Source organism: Altericroceibacterium endophyticum (genome assembly GCF_009827595.1).
In the GTDB taxonomy this organism is placed as follows: domain Bacteria; phylum Pseudomonadota; class Alphaproteobacteria; order Sphingomonadales; family Sphingomonadaceae; genus Altericroceibacterium; species Altericroceibacterium endophyticum.
This window is the reverse complement of the sequence record NZ_WTYT01000005.1, coordinates 228,430-246,102: the sequence shown is the minus strand read 5'-3', so window position 1 is coordinate 246,102 and position 17,673 is coordinate 228,430. Positions and strand designations below refer to the sequence as shown.

The window sequence follows — 17,673 nt, the reverse complement described above, 5'->3', positions numbered from 1 at the left end:
AAGGCTCCCGCGGCATGATTATTTATGTATATCAGAAATTTAATTGCCTTTTGGGGCTGCTGAGCGCTCGCATCACAGCGGCTTTTCTGACACAGACAGCTTATGTTTATAGATCCTCCATTTGATGACAGCATCATTCGCGGTTTCGCGCTCGCGCCCATCGCGCTCCTCTGGGTAATCTTCCTTGTGCGGATGATCGGCCTGCGCGCTTTTTCCAAAATGACGGCCTTTGATTTCATCGTTACGCTGGCGACAGGCTCGCTGCTTGCCAATGCCGCCACTGTCACCAGCTGGCGAGCTTTCATTCAGACGGTGCTCGCGATCGCGGTTCTGCTCATCATTCAATATGTGTTGGCGTGGCTGCGCCGGTATTCAGGCGCGGCGGAACGGGCGATGGGGAATGAGCCCTTGCTGCTGATGCGGGACGGTGAATTCTGCGAGGAGGCTTTGCGCAAGAGCCGCGTCGACCGCAGCGATGTCTATGCCAAACTGCGTGAAGCGAATGCGCTGGAACTCTCAAAGGTGCGCGCCGTCGTGCTGGAAACGACCGGGGATATTTCGGTGCTGCATGGCGACCGGCTGGACAGCGTGCTGCTCGATGGGGTGCGGGGCGCAGATTAAGAGCCCTACGGCCGGCCACTTACTCAATATTAACCGCCACGCCCTTACGCTTCGCCTTTAATCTAAAGGGCGCAGCGCATTATGATAGATCAGGAAAATCAGGGCTTTGGCCAGACTGCGGCACCCTCTCAGGGCGCTGCTTCGGATTCCATGCTTGGCCTTGGTGAAGAAGGCGCGAAGCCGATTGGCAAGCTGGTCGAAATCGCTGGGTCCAGTTCGCTTGCCGCACTGGATTTGCAGCGCCTGATTGAATGTTCGCAAGACGCCGATGCCTCGATCGCACAGGCCGGGCAGGTCGGCAGCCAGATCAAGATCCGCACCTCCGATGGCTGGCTGATTGCCAGCGTGCGTAATCAGCGTCAGGACCGAGAGGGCGATGGTTCCACTGTCATGGCCAATATCGATTTCCTGGGTGAAGGGGATGAGGAGAAGCTGACAGGCAAGATCCACCGTTTCCGCCGCGGCATCACCCGCTATCCTATCCCCGGCGCGCTCATCTATGCCGCCAGTGACGCAGATCTGCAGCAGGTCTATGCCTCTGACGGGCGGTCATCGATCCAGATCGGCACCGTCTATCCGACAAAAGACATCCGCGCCGGTCTGTATGTCGATGCGATGCTGGGCAAACATTTCGCGCTGCTGGGCTCCACCGGTACGGGTAAATCGACCAGCGCCGCGCTGATCCTGCACAGGATCTGCGATGCTGCGCCGCAGGGCCATATTGTGATGGTCGATCCGCATGGGGAATATGCGGCGGCCTTCAAGGATACCGGCATGATCCTGAATGTCGATAATCTGCAAATGCCCTATTGGCTGATGAATTTTGAGGAACATTGCGAAGCCTTCCTCACCACATCAGGGTCGGAGCGGAATGAGGATGCCGATATTCTGGCCAAATGCCTGCTGAAGGCGCGGAGCAAGAACCGGCTGGCGGAATCGATCGGCAAGATCACAGTGGATTCACCCATTCCTTATCTGCTCTCTGATCTCACGCAGATATTGCAGGATGAAATGGGCAAGCTCGACAAGGCCAGCTCCTCTGCACCCTATATGCGGATCAAGAACAAGATCGACGAATTGCGCAATGATCCGCGCTACGGCTTCATGTTTTCTGGCATGCTGGTGGGGGACACCATGCGGGCCTTCATTTCCAAGATTTTCCGCATGCCGGGTGAAGGCAAGCCGATTTCGATCATCGATGTGTCAGGGGTGCCTTCCGACATCACCTCCACCGTGGTCGCGGTACTCAGCCGGCTGGTGTTCGATTTCGCCATCTGGTCGCGCAATGATCAGCAGCGGCCGATCCTGTTCGTCTGCGAGGAGGCGCATCGGTATGTCCCGAATGAGAAGAATGCCGAGAGCAGCGCGGTGGGCCGGATCCTGTCGCGGATTGCCAAGGAAGGCCGTAAATATGGTGTTTCACTGGGCCTGATAACGCAGCGCCCCTCGGACCTTGCCGAAGGCGTGTTGTCGCAATGCGGCACCATTATGGCCATGCGGCTCAACAATGAACGCGATCAGTCCTTCGTGAAAGCCGCCATGCCGGAGGGGGCGCGTGGCTTCCTCGATTCCATCCCCGCCTTGCGCAACCGCGAATGTATCATTTGCGGAGAAGGCGTTTCCATTCCGATCCGCGTATCCTTCGACAATCTGGAAGAAGAAAAGCGCCCATCCTCGGACGATCCGAGCTTCGTATCGCTGTGGCAGCAGGCAGGCGGAGAGGAAGATCTGGTCGAACGCACAGTCGAGCGCTGGCGCTCTCAGGGCCGCAAGAAAGCCGATACGTCACTCTAGCCTGCGCGGAAAAAGGGGGGGCGCACGGGGGGGGATTCCCGCCGCCTCTCCCTTACACGCTGGGGGCGAACCTGCCGGCGGGGTCGCCATCCGTGTTGGATTGTTCGCGCGCTTCCTCTTCGCTTTCGGCTATGGCCTTCTGTCGCCAGCCGGGACGGCGATAGAACCACCAGGCGAGCAGGAGCGCGGCAAGGGCGGCCACCGGGAAGGAAATCCAGATCGCATCCGAACCCAGCCAGTCATAGGTGAGGTAATAGAAGCCCAGCCGGACGGGATAGAGCGCGATCGCCAGAATGATCAGCGGGATCGTCACGGCGCCGCCAGCCCGCATCGTGGCGGTCAGCACCATGGTCACGCCAAACAGGATGAAGTTCCAGCTCGCCAGCAATTGAATATGCCGCGCGAGGGGCACGGCGGGGCTGTCGGGCCCGAGAAATAGCCCCAATGCCGGGCGATCGAACAACAACAGCAGAATGGTCAGCGCCCCGGTCATGCCCAGATTGACCAGCACGCCTGCCCGGGTCACATGATCCAGCGCATCCCATTTGCGCGCGCCGATATATTGCGCAGCCATCGCACTCACCGCGCCGCCGATCGCCATGGCAGGCATCTGGATATAGGTGAAAAGCTGCATCGCCGCGCCATAGGCGGCAGTCATCAGCATGCCTTCGCGGTTGACGAGCCCGACCACGATGATTCCGGCAGCCGACATGATCAGCATCTGCCCGCCCATCGGCACGCCCTTGGCAATGATGAAGCGCAATTCCTCCCGCGTGGGTTTCAGATAAGCGAGTTCCGCACCGCGCAGGCGCAGCGGCAAATCCTTGTAATAGACATAGGCGACCATCGCGATCAGCGAGAGGATATTGGCGATGACCATCGACAGGGCGGAGCCGACAATGCCCAGTTCGGGCAGCGGGCCGAGGCCGATAATCAGCATGGGGTTGAAGATGACGTCCAGCAGAACGGTCAGCCCCATGAAGATCAGCGGTGTGCGTGAATCACCTGCACCGCGCAGGCCCATGGATAGAATTACTGTAACCATCACCATCGGCATGGCGACAAACACCATGCGCAGATAGCCCAGTGCCAGATCACGCGCCGCGCCCGGCGTGCCCAGCGCGTCCAGCAAAGCCGGCGCGGCCAGCCAGCCAATCAGGCCGACGACCAGCGAGAGCAGGAAGCAAAAGCCCACAGCGGTGCCGAAGGTGCGCCGCGCACCGTCCAGATTGCGTGCGCCATACCGCTGGCCGATCTTCACCGTGCCAGCCATGCCGAAGCCAAATGCCGAGGCGGACACCAGAAACATGATGATATTGGCATTGGCCGTGGCTGCCAGTGCCTCTTCCCCGATCAGGCGGCCGACCCAGATCGAATTGACCGTGCCATTCAGCGATTGCAGCGAATTGCTGAGCAGGGTGGGCACGCTGAAATAAATCAGTGTCTTGAAAATCGGACCGTTGGTCAGATCGCCGGAAAGATCGGGAACATGATTCGTATCGTGACTTTCGGCTGTATTTTCAGATGGATGCAAGCCGGTGTCAGAGGGTGGTTGAGAACTCATGTACCTCTACTGTCGCCAAACAAATCAATATGCAAGCGCTTGGACATAGTCAATTTGTGCTGAATGCAGAACGGTGCCAGCCACGCTTCGCGCTGAGACAGGGTTTCGCTGTCCACACCTTCGCCCATCAGCATGATCTTGTGCCGGGAGATTGCGTGCGTTTCGGCCAGTGCCAGCGCTTCCAGTGCATCCGCTTCGCTGGCGACGACGAATTTCAACCAGGCGCGTGGCTCCTTTGCCCATTGGTCCAGCCTTTCAGGGATCAGCGCGATGGACGCCGGATTGCCTGAATGCGCCAGTTTGGGGCTGACATTATATTGGTGGATCAGCGGGTCCAGCGCGGGATGGGGGGCAACGCTGCCATTGGTTTCCACCTCCACCACCATGCCCGGCAGCAGCGCCAGCATCCGGGCGAGGGCGGGGGCCTGCAACATCGGCTCTCCGCCAGTGATGATCAGCCGGTCCTGCCCCAGATCGCGTATGCGCTGCGCGGCGTCCTCTTCGGACAATTTCACCTGATTGGCCGCGCGGGACACGGTGTCAGCGCTGCGATGCGGGCGATTGTCACCCTCGAAATGCCACGTATAGGCGGTGTCGCACCATTCACAGGCAAGGTTGCAGCGTGACAGGCGGATGAAGGTGCAGGGCTTGCCCATGCTCGCGCCTTCGCCTTGCAAGGAGGCGAAGATCTCCGGCTCGCCCGGCGTGACGGTGGCGAGGGTCAGGGACATGGCTTGCTTCCCGGTCCGTTCCGGTCATGCCCGGAACTTCTCTCACCGTCCCCCGGCAGGCCGGAATCCAGCGAAGATCTGCGCGATCCATTCTGGATTCCCGCCGGCACGGGATTGACGAAAGGAGAGGGACCGCTTCCGCGCATTACCCCAGACGGGCCAGTGCAGCGTCGAGCCTGTCGGCTTCCGCCGCATGATGGGCGTGGTCGGCCTGCGCCTTTTCGACGGCTTCGGGCTTCGCCTTTTCGACGAATTTCGGATTGCCCAGCCTTTTGGCAAGACTGTCGCGTTCCTTCTCCGATGCCGCTTTGGCCTTGGTCAGCCGGGCCTTCTCCGCCTCAATATCGATCACGCCTTCGAGCGGGATAATAAAGACATCTTCGCCGGCGGTGATCTGCATGGCGGCGCCAGCAGGGGCTTCAGCAAATTCCACCGGAGTCAGGCGCGCCAGACGCTCGATTGCGGCGGCACTGCGATCGACCACGCGCTTGGCGAGATCGGACGGGGCGGGGCAGAAGGCGGCGAGCTTGGCCCCCGGCGCAATGCCGAGTTCGTTCTTCGCCGCACGAATGGCGGTGGTGAGCTGGATCACCCAGTCGATCGCGTCCACTGCGCCCTGATCCACCTGTGCCTCCGGCGCGGGCCATTTGGCGAGGATCAGTTCGTAGGGGCGATCCCCCTGCGCATGCCATAATTCTTCGGTGATGAAGGGCATGAAGGGATGCAGCATGACCAGAATCTGGTCCAGCGCCCAACCGGCAACCGCGCGGGTTTCCTTGGCCGGCATGGCATCGGGATCGCCCTGGAAAACCGGCTTGATCAGTTCGAGATACCAGTCGCAGAAGGTCGCCCAGGTGAACTGATAGATCGTGCTGGCGGCCGCATCGAAGCGCAGATCGGCCATGGCCTTGTCCAGCGCTTCAGCGGTTTTGACGACTTCGCCGATGATCCACTGATTGGCGGCGAGTTTCGCCTCCGGTGCGGCCACGCTGTTGCTGGCGCCGATGCCGTTGGACTGGCAGAAACGCGTCGCATTCCACAGCTTGGTGGCGAAATTGCGATAGCCTTCGACGCGCTTCTCATCCATCTTCACATCGCGGCCCTGACTTTCCATCGAGGCCATGAAGAAGCGGAGCGCATCGGCACCATATTTGTCGATCAGCGTCAGCGGGTCGACGACATTGCCCTTGGACTTGGACATTTTCTGCCCATCGGCGGCGCGGACGAGGCCATGGAGATAGAGCCGCTTCCACGGCACGTCCCCCATGAATTCCATCCCCTGCATCGCCATGCGCGCATCCCAGAAGAACAGGATGTCAAAGCCCGAGACGAGCAGATCATTGGGGTAATGCTTGCGGACCAGTTCGGTATCGTCGGGCCAGCCCAGCGTGCCGAAGGGCCACAAAGCGGAGGAGAACCACGTATCGAGCACGTCGGAATCGCGGGTAAGCGCCACGCCTTCTCCGGCGATAGCCTGTGCCTCTTCCTCGGTCCCGGCGACATAGACCTTGCCATTGTCGTCATACCAAGCCGGAATCTGATGACCCCACCACAGCTGGCGGCTGACGCACCAAGGCTGGATGTTTTCCATCCAGTTGAAGAAGGTTTTCTCCCAGCTCTTGGGGACGATTTCGATCCGGCCATCGCGCACCGCCTGCATCGGCGGCTGGGCCAGCGTTTCGGCATCGACATACCATTGATCGGTCAGCCAGGGTTCGATCACCACGCCGCCGCGATCGCCAAAGGGCGTCGCCACGGTGCGCGGCTCTGCATCATGCAGTTCTTCCTCGCCATCCTTGTTTGTGGTGACATGCGGGATGAGGCAACCGGCTTCCTTCATCCGTTCGACCACCAGCTTGCGCGCATCGAAACGGTCGAGACCGAGGAATTCTTCGGGCACCAGCTCGTCGGCGGTCTGTACCACGGCGGCATGCTGATCGAGCATGTTGAGCATGTCGGCGGGTTTGATCCCGGCGCGCTTGCCCACGTCAAAGTCGTTGAAATCATGCCCCGGCGTGATCTTCACCGCACCTGAACCCAGTTCCGGATCGGCATGTTCATCGGCAACGATCCTGAAACGGCGCCCGGTGATCGGCTGCAGGATCTCCTTGCCGACTACGCTCTTGTAGCGCTCATCATCGGGATGCACGGCCACGGCCATATCGGCCAGCATGGTTTCGGGCCGGGTGGTGGCGACTTCAATGTAATCGCGCCCATCATCCAGCGTCACGCCATCGGCCAGCGGATATTTGAAATGCCAGAAGCCGCTCTGCACATCCTTGGTCTCGACTTCGAGATCGGAAATGGCGGTCTTCAGCTTGGGGTCCCAATTGACCAGCCGTTTGTCGCGGTAGATCAGCCCCTTATTATAGAGATCGACGAAAACCTTGAGCACCGCCTTGGAGAAGTGATCATCCATGGTGAACTGTTCGCGGCTCCAGTCCATCGAACAGCCAAGCCGGCGCATCTGGCGGGTGATCGTGCCGCCCGATTGCTCTTTCCATTCCCAGACATGTTTCAGGAACGCCTCGCGGCCGATGTCGGCGCGTTTGATGCCCTGCGATTCGAGATTGCGCTCCACCACCATCTGCGTGGCGATACCGGCATGGTCGGTGCCGACGACCCACAGGGCGTCCTTGCCCTTCAAACGCTCATAACGGACCACGATGTCCTGCAGCGTGTTATCGAGCGCGTGGCCGATGTGCAGTGATCCGGTCACGTTGGGCGGCGGATTCACGATGGTGAAGGGCTGGGCATCCGGTCGCTCAGGACGGAACAGGCCGTTTTCTTCCCAATGGGCGTACCACCGGCCTTCAATGGCGGCGGGGTCGAAGGTTTTGTTTAGCTCGCTGGTCATGACGGCTCAGGCCTTTGCCAGCGGCTTTGCCGAAGGGCAACTTGTTTGCCATACTTGTTTGGCTTGTCGAAACATCATTTTACCATCATAGCAGGCACAATGCGCGAATGGGCCGAATATAAACTGGATGAATCGGATGGGGGCAGCACTGTTTCCATCTCCGGACCCTTGCTGATTTCCACGATTGGAGTGCTGGACCGGGAACTGCGCGAGTTTGAAGGCTCTGTGCAGCGAATCGATCTTTCCGGCGCGACTGAAATCGATACGGTTGGTGCCTGGGTCGTTCGCCGTTTTTCCAAAGAGCAGGACGCCGAAATTTCGGGCGCCAGCGATCAGGCCAGCGATCTGCTGGCGAAGGTCGAGGAAAGCGAAAGCACCGCCGATATCAAGCCGCAGCGGCCGCGCACTCTGGAACGCGTGCCGGAGGAAATTGGCGAACGGGTGATCGAATTTGGGCACGGCGTTGTCCGTGTGGTCGGTTTCCTCGGCGCGGTGGTGGCGGGTTTCGGCACATTGCTGCGCCATCCCTCGCGCTTCCGCGGTAAAGCTCTGGTGCGTCAGCTGGAACTGGTCGGTGTATCTTCGCTCGGCATTATCGGGTTGATGAGCTTCCTGATCGGGATTGTGATTGCCCAGCAGGGCGCGGCGCAATTGCGGCAGTTCGGCGCAGAAATTTACACCATCAACCTCACCGGACGGCTGACCTTGCGAGAGCTGGGTGTCCTGATGACGGCGATCATGGTGGCGGGCCGATCCGGCTCGGCCTTCGCGGCGCAGATTGGCACGATGCGGCTGACCGAAGAAGTGGATGCGATGCGCACGATCGGTGTCTCACCGATGGAGGCCTTGATCCTGCCGCGTATTCTGGCCGCGGTGTTGATGATGCCGCTGCTGGGTTTTTATGCCTCGGTGGTGGCGATTATCGGCGGTGCCTTCGTATCGGAATTGACGCTCGACATTCCTTTCCTGACATTTCTGTCACGGATTCAGGACGTTGTGCCGATCTATGACCTTTGGGTGGGGCTGATCAAGGCTCCGGTCTTTGGGCTGATCGTCGCGCTGTCCGGCTGTTATCAGGGCATGCAGGTCAAGGGCAATGCCGAGGAAGTCGGCCTGCGGACGACCCAGGCCGTGGTTATGGCCATCTTCATGGTGATCGTGCTCGACGCATTCTTTGCCGTGTTCTTCAGCGAATTGGGTTGGGCATGAGCGAAGACCACATCGAAGAACAGGTGATTTCCGAAGCGCATGACGAAACCGCGGAGCATTTCGATGGGAAATATCCGATCGAGATTGAAGGGCTGACCAACAGTTTCGGTGATCAGGTTATTCACGAAAACCTGTCGCTAAAAGTAAAACGCGGTGAAATTCTGGGCGTCGTCGGCGGTTCCGGCACCGGGAAATCGGTGCTGATGCGCAGCGTGATCGGCCTGCAAATTCCCGATACCGGCACCATCAAGGTGTTCGGCAATGATGTGACAGCTGCCGAACCGGATGAAGAAATCGGCATCCGGTCGCGCTGGGGCATTCTGTTTCAGGGGGGTGCGTTGTTCTCCACGCTGACGGTCGGGGAAAATGTCGAGGTCCCGATCAAGCAGTTCTACCCTGAACTGGAACCGGAATTGCGGCATGAAATTGCCCGTTACAAGACTGTGATGTCAGGTCTGCCGGCAGAGGCGGCCAGCAAATATCCTTCCGAATTGTCCGGCGGCATGAAAAAACGCGCCGGTCTGGCCCGCGCTTTGGCGCTGGATCCGGAATTGCTGTTTCTGGATGAACCGACTGCCGGGCTTGATCCGGTGGGCGCAGCAAAATTTGATGAGTTGACGCGGGATCTTGCGGACACTCTGGGACTTACAGTATTTCTGATCACGCATGATCTGGATACGCTATATGCAATTTGTGACCGGGTGGCGGTGCTGGCTGACAAGCAGGTGATCGCCGTCGGGACGATACCGGAATTGCTGGAAACCAAGCATCCCTGGATCGAAGAATATTTCAACGGGCCCCGCAGCCGTGCCGCAAGCGCCACGCATGAACGCGCGCAGGCCATGGACAAGCAGCCGGAATCGGGGGCATAGGGAAGTCTGATGGAAACGCGCGCAAACCATATCTGGGTCGGGATCGTCACGCTGGTGCTGATGGCGGCGCTGGCCGTGTTCATCGTCTGGCTGGCTCAGCTGGGCACCAATGACCGCAAGGAATATGACATTTTCTTCAAACAGTCGGTTGGCGGTCTCGCCACTGGCTCGGAAGTGGCATTTTCCGGTGTGACGTCCGGGCAGGTAAAGAAAATCGAGCTCTGGCGGCAGGACCCCGAATTCGTCCGCGTGCGGATTGCGGTCAACGATTCTATCCCCATTCTCCAGGGTACGACCGCCTCGATACAGGCGAGTTTTACCGGCGTTTCGACCATCTTGCTGGATGGCGCGGTCAAGGGCGCCCCTCCGATCACCGAGCCGGGGCCGGAAGGCGTGCCGGTTATCCCGACCAAGCGGGGCGGTCTGGGCGAAATTCTGGCAAGTGCGCCGCTGTTGCTGGAGCGGCTGGCGACGCTCACAGAGCGATTGTCGGCCACCTTGTCGGATGAAAATCAGGAATCGATTCAGGGCATTCTGGCCAATACGGAACAGATGACGGCGACGCTGGCGGATACGGCACCGCAAGTGAAGGCGACGCTGGCAGAATTGCAGGGCACGCTCAATCAGGCGACCGACACGCTGGGCGCGTTTGAAACGACGCTTAACAGCACCGATCAACTGCTGAACAAGGAAGGTGCCTCGCTGGCGGATGAATTGCGTGAGACGCTGGTGTCGGCACGCAAGGCCTCCGAAGCACTTGAAGGAACGCTCAATGATGCCCGGCCTGCGGCTCAGCAATTGAGCCAGGATACGCTGCCCGCTGCGGAAGCTACGCTGCGCGACCTGCGCCGGACCAGCGAATCCCTGCGCAAGGTGACGAACAAGCTTAATGAACAGGGCGCAGGCGGCCTGCTCGGCGGCAACAAGCTGCCGGATTACGAAAAATGAGGATGAGTGCGATGCATAAGGCTAAGGGCAACATGCGCTTTCGCGCCACTTTGGCGGCTTTATCCGGCGCAGCGCTCCTGCTTGGCGGATGTGTCAGCTTTGGCGAAGATCCCCCGGCCAGCCTGCTCACGCTGACGTCTGACGCGGCGGCCCCGGCGGGTGCGGCGGCGCGCGGAACGAACAAAGTGGCACTGGCGGTGCTGGATATTGGCGCGCCCCAGCGACTGGATGTCAACCGGGTCCCGGTGCAGATGACATCCTCCAAGCTGGCCTATCTCAAGGATGCTGTGTGGGTTGAAAAGCCGGCCAGCCTGTTTGCCCGGATGCTGGCGGAAACCATCCGCGCCAAGGGCAACCGGCTCGTGGTGGAGGGGGCGCAGCTGCAATATGGCGCAGCCACGCAGCTCTCCGGTCAGCTTGTGGATATGGGCTATGATGTCGGCAGCCAGAGCGCGGTCGTGACCTTCGATGCAACCTTGCAGACCGCCGATGGTGAAATCCTGACGCGCCGCTTTCAGGCCGAACGTGGCGGGATCGCAGCCGAAGCAGATGCGGTTGGTCCCGCGCTGAATGATGCCGCCAATGAAGTGGCCGATCAGGTCGCTGAATGGGTCGGCTGATTTTGAGTTTATGGCTTAAGGCTCGAAGGCAGGCTGATAGCCGGGCGGTGTCGTCTGCCCGGCATCTGCAAAATCAGCTTCGCAGCATTTCCAGATAATGCATGGCCTGCGTGAAGGCATCCAGCCGCTTCTGGCGGATGTCTTCGGCCTCGGCATCCCAGCCCCATTGCTCCGCCTGCCAGTCTTCCTCCGCATTGGAGATGGCATAGAGCGTTGCCGGATCGTGCCCGCCCTCCAGCGCGGTGAGCGCGATGGTGAGCGAGGCGGCAAGCGAGGCCAGCGTCAGCAGGCCGGCCATCGTGAAGGCATCCTGCTGTTCCAGTTTCGCCCGTAAAGTGGCCAGCGTTGCTGCGGGCTGGGGGCGATGGATGATGCCGCTGATCAGTTCGAAGCGGATATCATGGCGGTTTTCCAGCCGGGTCAGCACAGGCTCCCACAGATCCTGCTGCCGCTGGAAGAAGGGCTCATCGGGCGCGGCCTGATAGCACAGCGTATCGGTTTCCCCGAAGGCCAGCAATTGGTCGACATGCGCGGCGTGATCGCTGCCGATCTGATCGATCGCGAAATCCACCAGATCGCGCAGGAACAGGCTGCCCGTGTCGACTTCATCCCCTTGCGCGGCCCATTCAGCCGCCATCGCTTCTGCCAGGCTTTCACTCGGGACGATCTGCGGCGCTCCGCCAACCGTTTTTAGCCCGCGATCATCCAGCAATATCTGATAGCCGCCTTCGAGAGGGGCGACGGAGACGTTCTTGTAGAAGCGCTTCACGAATGGCGTCCTCCGCCGCTCCGCCATTTACGGGCGAGATAGCGGGTGGCGCCGAACATGGTCAGCACCCCGGCCACGGCCAGCACCACAGCAACCGCATCAGGCGCGTGGATTTCGTTGTAATAGATCATCATGGCCAGCAGGATCATCGCCAGACCGGCGATGCGCACCAGCGCGATGATGAAGAAACGGCCCTTTGCCGGATCAGCCATTGATCAGATTCTCCAGATCGGCAGGCGTCGCGGCTATCGCCTGCGCGCCGGCCTTCAGCAATTCTTCGGGTTCGTGATAGCCCCAGGCGACCCCAAGGGCGCGGACGCCGATGCTGCGGGCCATTTCGATGTCATAGACCGTGTCACCGATCATCACTGCATTTTCCGGCCGGGCGAGCGTATCATCCAGCGCCGCCTCCAGCATGGCGGGGTGCGGTTTTGACGGGAAGCTGTCGGCGGTTTGCAGTGTCTGAAACAGATCGCCAATCCCATGCGTCGCCAGCGTGCTTTTCAACCCGCGATAGGATTTGCCGGTGGCTACGCCGAGTAACCAGCCGCGCGATTTCAGGGTGCGCAGCAATTCCGGGATGCCATCATACAGCGGTTCATGGAGCGATCCGTCGAGCCGGGCCTGCCGGAATGCCGTTTTGTAGTTTTCGACGATATCGGCGCAGCGTTCTTCGCTTTCCTGTGGAAGGAGCTGCGGAATTGCACGATGCAGGCTGAGGCCGACAATCCGCCGCACCCGATTGCGGTCCGGCGCGGGCAGGCCTGCTTCGGCAAAGGCGATGTCCATCGCCTCGCAAACCGCCGCCTGTCCGTCGCTCAGCGTGCCGTCACAATCAAAAACGGCCAGACGAATGCTCATTTACCGCCCTTTCGCGGCCCCGATGATGGGCGGGAGGACGGGCGACCTGAAGGCCGCTTCGAAGACGGCCGTCCGGTTGAAGAGCGCGAGGGCCTGGGGGCGGGCTTGCCGCCGGCCTTCTTGTTCAGCTGAGACTTGGGCACCGGGCTGCCTTTGCCCTTTTTGGGGCCGGATTTCTTGACCGGCCGGTCTGCCGGGCGGCCGCTGGTCCGTTCTGCTGCTGGTCCGTCCGCGCGTTTGCGCCGTTCGCCCCGGCGTTCCTTGCGGTATTGTTTGGCATGCTGCCGCGCGGCCTGCTTTCTTTCTTCCTTGCCCGGCGGGGGTGGGCCTTGCTCGGGTTCGGCATCGCTCAATGTCAGGTCGAAACCCAGCTGTTCCATACTGGCGGCGAAATGCTCCGGCAGTTCGGCCATCACATCCAGCTTCTCACCAACAGGGTGGTCGATAATCAGGCGCCGTGCATGAAGATGCATCTTGCGGCTGATCGTCCCGGTCAGGAAGGCATCCTGCCCGCCATATTTGCCGTCGCCCACAATCGGGTGGCCAATGGCGGCCATATGCACGCGCAATTGGTGTGTGCGGCCCGTCAGCGGCTCCAGTTCGATCCAGGCGGCGCTGTTGCCGGCGCGTTCAACCATGCGGTAGCGCGTTCGGGCGAGCTGGCCATGTTCTTCATCGACCTGCATCTTCTCGCCGCCAGAGCCGGGCTGTTTCGACAGTGGGGCGTCGATCATGCCTTCGGCAATGTCAGGCACACCAACGACCAGTGCCCAATAGACCTTTCTGGCCGAACGACCCGAGAAGCGTTTCGAGAAGAAGGCGGCACTGCCCGGCGTACGGGCCACCAGCAAGACGCCGGATGTGTCCTTATCGAGCCGGTGGACCAGACGCGGACGCGGATCATCTTCCCCCGCGAAGGCATCCAGCAGGCCATCGACATGCTGCGTCGTGCCGGTGCCGCCCTGTGTGGCGAGGCCCGGTGGTTTGTTCAGCACGATGGCGGAGCGATCCTGCGTGATCACCATTGCTTCGGCTTTGAGGATCTGTTCTTCGGTCAGTTCGCGGCGCTGGCTGGTCTTGCGCTGGGCGGGTTCGCCGCCGGGCGGAACGCGCAGGGTCTGGCCCGATGCCAGCCGGTCTTCGGGTTTTACCCGTTTGCCATCGACCCGGATTTGCCCGGTGCGTGCCCATTTGGAGACAGTGCCAAAGCCAATTTGCGGCAAATGCCGTTTGAACCAGCGATCCACCCTGATCCCGTCATCATCATGCTGCACGGTGAATTGCCGTACATTGTCTGAAGGTCCGTTATTACTCATCCTGCCACTCGCATCACGATAAGGCCGATATAAAGGGCGGTAAGTCCGGCCAGAAGAGACACAGCGCCATAGGTGAAGGCCATCAGGCCCTGTCCCCGTTCGATCAGCAGCATCATTTCGAGACTGAAGGAGGAGAAAGTCGTAAAGCCGCCAAGCAGGCCGACGCCGATCAGCAATCGGGCCTGTTCACCGCCCTGTCCGTGCCGCGCCAGCCATCCGGCCAGCAAGCCCATGGCCATGGAGCCAATGACATTGGCCGCAAGAGTCGCCCAGGGAAACGCCATCACAACGGAAGATCCCAACCAATGGGTCAGGAAGCGACCGAGTTGATAACGTAGCACGGCGCCGACTCCGCCGCCACAGGCGACATAGAGCGAAGCGGAAAGGGGGGAGGGTAGAGACATGGCCCGGCCTTAGACGCACAGAAGCCATCTTGAAAGTCCCGCAAAACGCACCATATTGAGCTTTCAGACGAATGTACTGCGCGGCGTGAGGCTTTCCGGGCCGTTCCATGCTTGCCAAACACGTGAAATTTGCTTAAAGCGCGCAGCCTGATAGCCGACCCGAAGCGGATTCGGCGCTATTTTCGTTGAATCTTTACCGGTGATTCCCGCGAATCGGGGGCCGGAACCGAGTTTTGAAAGAGGTGGCTTAGTTTATGCAGATCGTCGTTCGCGATAACAATGTGGAGCAGGCTCTCCGTGCACTCAAGAAGAAGCTGCAGCGCGAGGGGGTGTATCGCGAGATGAAGCTGCGTCGCCATTACGAAAAGCCCAGCGAAAAGCGCGCCCGTGAAAAGGCCGCTGCTGTGCGCCGCGCCCGCAAGCTGGAGCGCAAGCGCGCTGAGCGTGACGGCGTCAAGTAAGGCAAACACGCTTGAACCCAGCCTTGGGATAAGCCAAAGGGGCGCGGAAACATATTTCCGCGCCTTTTTTGTTTCAGGCAGACTCGTTCCTTTCAGACAGGCCGGTTCTTTGCGAAAAGAAGGCCGGTTCTTTGCAAGCAGGATAGTCCGATGACCGAAGTGACCCGTGTCCCCCTTCATCCGATCGCCAAGGGTTCGCTCACCAAATTGTGGGTTGGCCTGTTTGTTGCCCTGCTGATCGCAGCAGGCGTGGCATGGGCTTCCGCCCCCCATTTTGAACGTCTGAAAGATGGCGTCATGCTGGAGGTGCTGGAAGAAGGTATGGGCAAAAGCCCGACCAAGGACGATTACGTGCTGGTGAATTATCGCGGCACCTTGTCCGACGGCACTGTCTTTGATCAGAACGATCAGGCGGCATTCCCGGTATCCGGCGTGGTTCCGGGTTTCAGCACCGCGCTGCAGGAAATGCAGACGGGCGGCAAATATCGCGTCCGCATCCCTGCCGACCAGGGTTATGGCGATCAAGCCAAGGGCGACATTCCGGCGAATAGCGACCTGACCTTTGAAGTCGAACTGATCGAATTCAAGAGCGCTCAGGAAGTGCAGCAGATGCAGCAGCAAATGATGCAGCAACAGCAGATGATGCAACAGTTGCAGCAGATGCAGGGCGGTCCGGCCGGCCCCGCAGGGCAGTAAGCATAATCAAGCCATAAACGCCGGAGGGGCAGCCTGCCTGTTCCCCCGGCGCATTGCAGGTCCGCTGCGCGGCTGATACGCGCAGGGACACTCACAACCGCAAGGAAGGACGGAGACGATATGTCCGTCGATAAGGCCACTGTGGCTAAAATCGCGTCACTGGCGCGGATCAATATGAGCGAGGACGATCTCGACACTCTGGTGCCTGAGTTCAACAATATCCTCAGCTTCGTCGAACAATTGAGCGAGGTGGATGTTACCGGTGTTGAGCCGATGACATCGGTCATCCCCAATCAGCAACGGCTGCGCGAAGATGCTGTGAATGCCGACCCGCTGACCGGCGGCGACATTCGCGACAAGGTGCTGGCCAATGCGCCGGTGGCCGAACATGGCTTCTTCGGCGTGCCGAAAGTTATCGAGTGATGCGGCTTTGCCGCTCCTCCCGACACTAAAATCAGGACACGAATTGTGACCGACCTTACAGAACTCGGCATCAAGGCAATCCGCGAAGGCGTGAAAGCCGGTGATTTCACCGCCCGCGAAGTGGCGGAAGGCTTCAACGCCAATGTCGCCGCGGCCGAAAGCCTCAACGCTTTCATCACCGCAACGCCGGACAAGGCGCTCGACGCTGCCGACCGCGTGGACGCAGACCGTGCAGCGGGTAAAGAGCTCGGCTCCATGGCCGGCGTGCCGATCGGCATGAAGGATCTCTTCGCCAGCGAAGGCGTACAGACCTCCGCCGCCAGCCACATTCTCGAAGGCTTCAAGCCCCCATATGAAAGCACCGTCAGCCGCAAATTGTGGGAAGCGGGCGCGGGGATGCTGGGTAAACTGAATCTCGATCAGTTCGCCATGGGCTCCTCCAATGAAAGCTCCTATTTCGGCGAAGTGGTCAGCCCCTGGCGCAAGCAGGGCAGCGATGCGAAGCTGGCCCCCGGTGGATCATCGGGCGGCTCCAGCGCCGCCGTTGCCGCGCGGCTTGCCCCGGCAGCCACCGGCACCGATACGGGCGGTTCCATCCGTCAGCCTGCGGCCTTCACCGGCATTACCGGGATCAAGCCGACCTATGGCCGCTGTTCACGCTGGGGCATCGTCGCCTTTGCTTCCTCGCTCGATCAGGCGGGGCCGATGGCGCAGGACGTCACCGATTGCGCGATTATGCTGGAAGCGATGGCCGGGTTCGATCCGAAGGATTCGACCAGTCTCGATATGCCGGTGCCCAATTGGGAAGCCGCGCTTTCTTCTGACCTCAAGGGCAAGACAGTCGGTATCCCGAAGGAATATCGGATGGACGGCCTGTCCGCCGATGTCGCCAAGGCATGGGATGATGGCATTCAGTGGCTGAAAGATGCCGGGGCCGAAGTGGTCGAGGTGAGCCTGCCGCATACCAAATATGCGCTGGCGTCTTATTACATCATCGCGCCTGCGGAAGCCTCTTCCAACCTCGCGCGCTATGATGGCGTGCGCTACGGCCTGCGCGATCTGCCCGAAGGGGCCAATCTGCAGGAGATGTACGCCGCCACTCGCGCCGCCGGGTTCGGGGATGAGGTGAAGCGCCGTATTCTGATCGGCACCTATGTGCTCTCGGCCGGTTTCTATGATGCCTATTACACGCAGGCGCAGAAGGTCCGCACGCTGATCCAGCGCGATTTCATGAACGCGTTCGACCAATGCGACGTGATCCTCGCGCCGACCGCGCCGACCGCCGCCTTCGAACTGGGCGAAAAAACCGGCGATCCGCTGGAAATGTATATGGGCGACGTATTCTCGGTCCCCGCATCGCTGGCGGGCCTTCCGGCCATGTCGGTTCCCTCGGGCGTCAATGGAGACGGTCTGCCGCTCGGCCTGCAGATCATCGGCAAGCCTTTCGACGAGCAGGGCGTGCTGAATGCCGGGCTGGCCTTGGAAGAACGTGCTGGCTTTACAGCCAAACCGCAGAAGTGGTGGTAA

The 17,673-nt window shown here is 60.4% G+C and carries 18 protein-coding genes; 10 read left to right on the top strand and 8 right to left on the bottom strand.

Translation table 11 applies throughout. From position 1 onward, the window contains the following. The first annotated feature begins 102 nt into the window (after positions 1–102). Positions 103–621: a DUF421 domain-containing protein gene (locus tag GRI91_RS12275; RefSeq protein WP_160736976.1), complete on the top strand. Its 519-nt coding sequence runs from the start codon at positions 103–105 to the stop codon at positions 619–621. A gap of 150 nt (positions 622–771) precedes the next feature. Continuing rightward, positions 772–2,415, top strand: coding sequence for an ATP-binding protein (locus tag GRI91_RS12270; protein WP_237437886.1), 1,644 nt, complete (start codon positions 772–774; stop codon positions 2,413–2,415). 52 nt (positions 2,416–2,467) lie between these two features. Here the strand turns inward: GRI91_RS12270 and GRI91_RS12265 are convergent, their stop codons facing one another. From GRI91_RS12265 to GRI91_RS12255, 3 genes are all read right to left on the bottom strand, one after another. Next, on the bottom strand, positions 2,468–3,979 hold the full coding sequence (locus GRI91_RS12265; protein WP_160736974.1) for an MATE family efflux transporter: 1,512 nt from the start codon (positions 3,977–3,979) through the stop codon (positions 2,468–2,470). After that, positions 3,976–4,710: a 7-carboxy-7-deazaguanine synthase QueE gene (locus tag GRI91_RS12260; protein ID WP_160736973.1), complete on the bottom strand. Its 735-nt coding sequence runs from the start codon at positions 4,708–4,710 to the stop codon at positions 3,976–3,978. Before GRI91_RS12260 ends, GRI91_RS12265 begins: the two co-directional genes overlap by 4 nt. A gap of 145 nt (positions 4,711–4,855) precedes the next feature. Then, positions 4,856–7,567, bottom strand: a complete 2,712-nt coding sequence (locus GRI91_RS12255) for a valine--tRNA ligase (RefSeq protein ID WP_160736972.1) — start codon at positions 7,565–7,567, stop codon at positions 4,856–4,858. A gap of 99 nt (positions 7,568–7,666) precedes the next feature. On the opposite strand from GRI91_RS12255, the gene GRI91_RS12250 reads away from it, so the two are divergent. From GRI91_RS12250 to GRI91_RS12235, 4 genes are read left to right on the top strand one after another with little or no spacing between them, the layout of a single operon-like run. Further along, positions 7,667–8,776 (top strand): ABC transporter permease, encoded by a 1,110-nt coding sequence (locus tag GRI91_RS12250; RefSeq protein WP_160736971.1) that lies wholly within the window; start codon positions 7,667–7,669, stop codon positions 8,774–8,776. Then, positions 8,773–9,648 (top strand): ABC transporter ATP-binding protein, encoded by an 876-nt coding sequence (locus tag GRI91_RS12245; RefSeq protein ID WP_160736970.1) that lies wholly within the window; start codon positions 8,773–8,775, stop codon positions 9,646–9,648. Before GRI91_RS12250 ends, GRI91_RS12245 begins: the two co-directional genes overlap by 4 nt. 9 nt (positions 9,649–9,657) lie before the next feature. Next, positions 9,658–10,596 (top strand): MlaD family protein, encoded by a 939-nt coding sequence (locus GRI91_RS12240; protein ID WP_160736969.1) that lies wholly within the window; start codon positions 9,658–9,660, stop codon positions 10,594–10,596. Between the two features lie 11 nt (positions 10,597–10,607). After that, on the top strand, positions 10,608–11,216 hold the full coding sequence (locus tag GRI91_RS12235; RefSeq protein WP_237437834.1) for an ABC-type transport auxiliary lipoprotein family protein: 609 nt from the start codon (positions 10,608–10,610) through the stop codon (positions 11,214–11,216). Between the two features lie 73 nt (positions 11,217–11,289). Here GRI91_RS12235 and GRI91_RS12230 read toward each other — a convergent pair whose 3' ends face one another. Genes GRI91_RS12230 through crcB form a run of 5 tightly spaced genes read right to left on the bottom strand, consistent with a single transcriptional unit; the run spans position 11,290 to position 14,566 of the window. Beyond that, on the bottom strand, positions 11,290–11,985 hold the full coding sequence (locus GRI91_RS12230) for an ATP12 family protein (RefSeq protein ID WP_160736968.1): 696 nt from the start codon (positions 11,983–11,985) through the stop codon (positions 11,290–11,292). Next, positions 11,982–12,197 carry a hypothetical protein gene (locus GRI91_RS12225; protein WP_160736967.1) on the bottom strand — a complete coding sequence of 72 codons (216 nt, stop codon included), beginning with the start codon at positions 12,195–12,197 and terminating at the stop codon, positions 11,982–11,984. The genes GRI91_RS12230 and GRI91_RS12225 overlap by 4 nt, the downstream gene beginning before the upstream one ends. Continuing rightward, the gene (locus tag GRI91_RS12220) at positions 12,190–12,846 is read right to left on the bottom strand and encodes an HAD-IA family hydrolase (RefSeq protein ID WP_160736966.1); all 657 of its coding nucleotides are present in this window, start codon (positions 12,844–12,846) and stop codon (positions 12,190–12,192) included. Before GRI91_RS12220 ends, GRI91_RS12225 begins: the two co-directional genes overlap by 8 nt. Beyond that, on the bottom strand, positions 12,843–14,162 hold the full coding sequence (locus GRI91_RS12215; protein WP_160736965.1) for an RluA family pseudouridine synthase: 1,320 nt from the start codon (positions 14,160–14,162) through the stop codon (positions 12,843–12,845). The genes GRI91_RS12220 and GRI91_RS12215 overlap by 4 nt, the downstream gene beginning before the upstream one ends. Next, the gene (gene crcB / locus GRI91_RS12210) at positions 14,159–14,566 is read right to left on the bottom strand and encodes a fluoride efflux transporter CrcB (protein WP_160736964.1); all 408 of its coding nucleotides are present in this window, start codon (positions 14,564–14,566) and stop codon (positions 14,159–14,161) included. The genes GRI91_RS12215 and crcB overlap by 4 nt, the downstream gene beginning before the upstream one ends. A gap of 254 nt (positions 14,567–14,820) precedes the next feature. On the opposite strand from crcB, the gene rpsU reads away from it, so the two are divergent. From rpsU to gatA, 4 genes are all read left to right on the top strand, one after another. Beyond that, the gene (rpsU, locus tag GRI91_RS12205; protein WP_160736963.1) at positions 14,821–15,027 is read left to right on the top strand and encodes a 30S ribosomal protein S21; all 207 of its coding nucleotides are present in this window, start codon (positions 14,821–14,823) and stop codon (positions 15,025–15,027) included. A 150-nt stretch (positions 15,028–15,177) separates the two neighbouring features. Further along, entirely contained in the window at positions 15,178–15,723 is a 546-nt protein-coding gene (locus GRI91_RS12200; RefSeq protein ID WP_160736962.1) for an FKBP-type peptidyl-prolyl cis-trans isomerase, read from the top strand. 120 nt (positions 15,724–15,843) lie between these two features. Next, positions 15,844–16,146 (top strand): Asp-tRNA(Asn)/Glu-tRNA(Gln) amidotransferase subunit GatC, encoded by a 303-nt coding sequence (gene gatC, locus GRI91_RS12195; RefSeq protein ID WP_160736961.1) that lies wholly within the window; start codon positions 15,844–15,846, stop codon positions 16,144–16,146. A gap of 45 nt (positions 16,147–16,191) precedes the next feature. Further along, on the top strand, positions 16,192–17,673 hold the full coding sequence (gatA, locus tag GRI91_RS12190) for an Asp-tRNA(Asn)/Glu-tRNA(Gln) amidotransferase subunit GatA (RefSeq protein WP_160736960.1): 1,482 nt from the start codon (positions 16,192–16,194) through the stop codon (positions 17,671–17,673).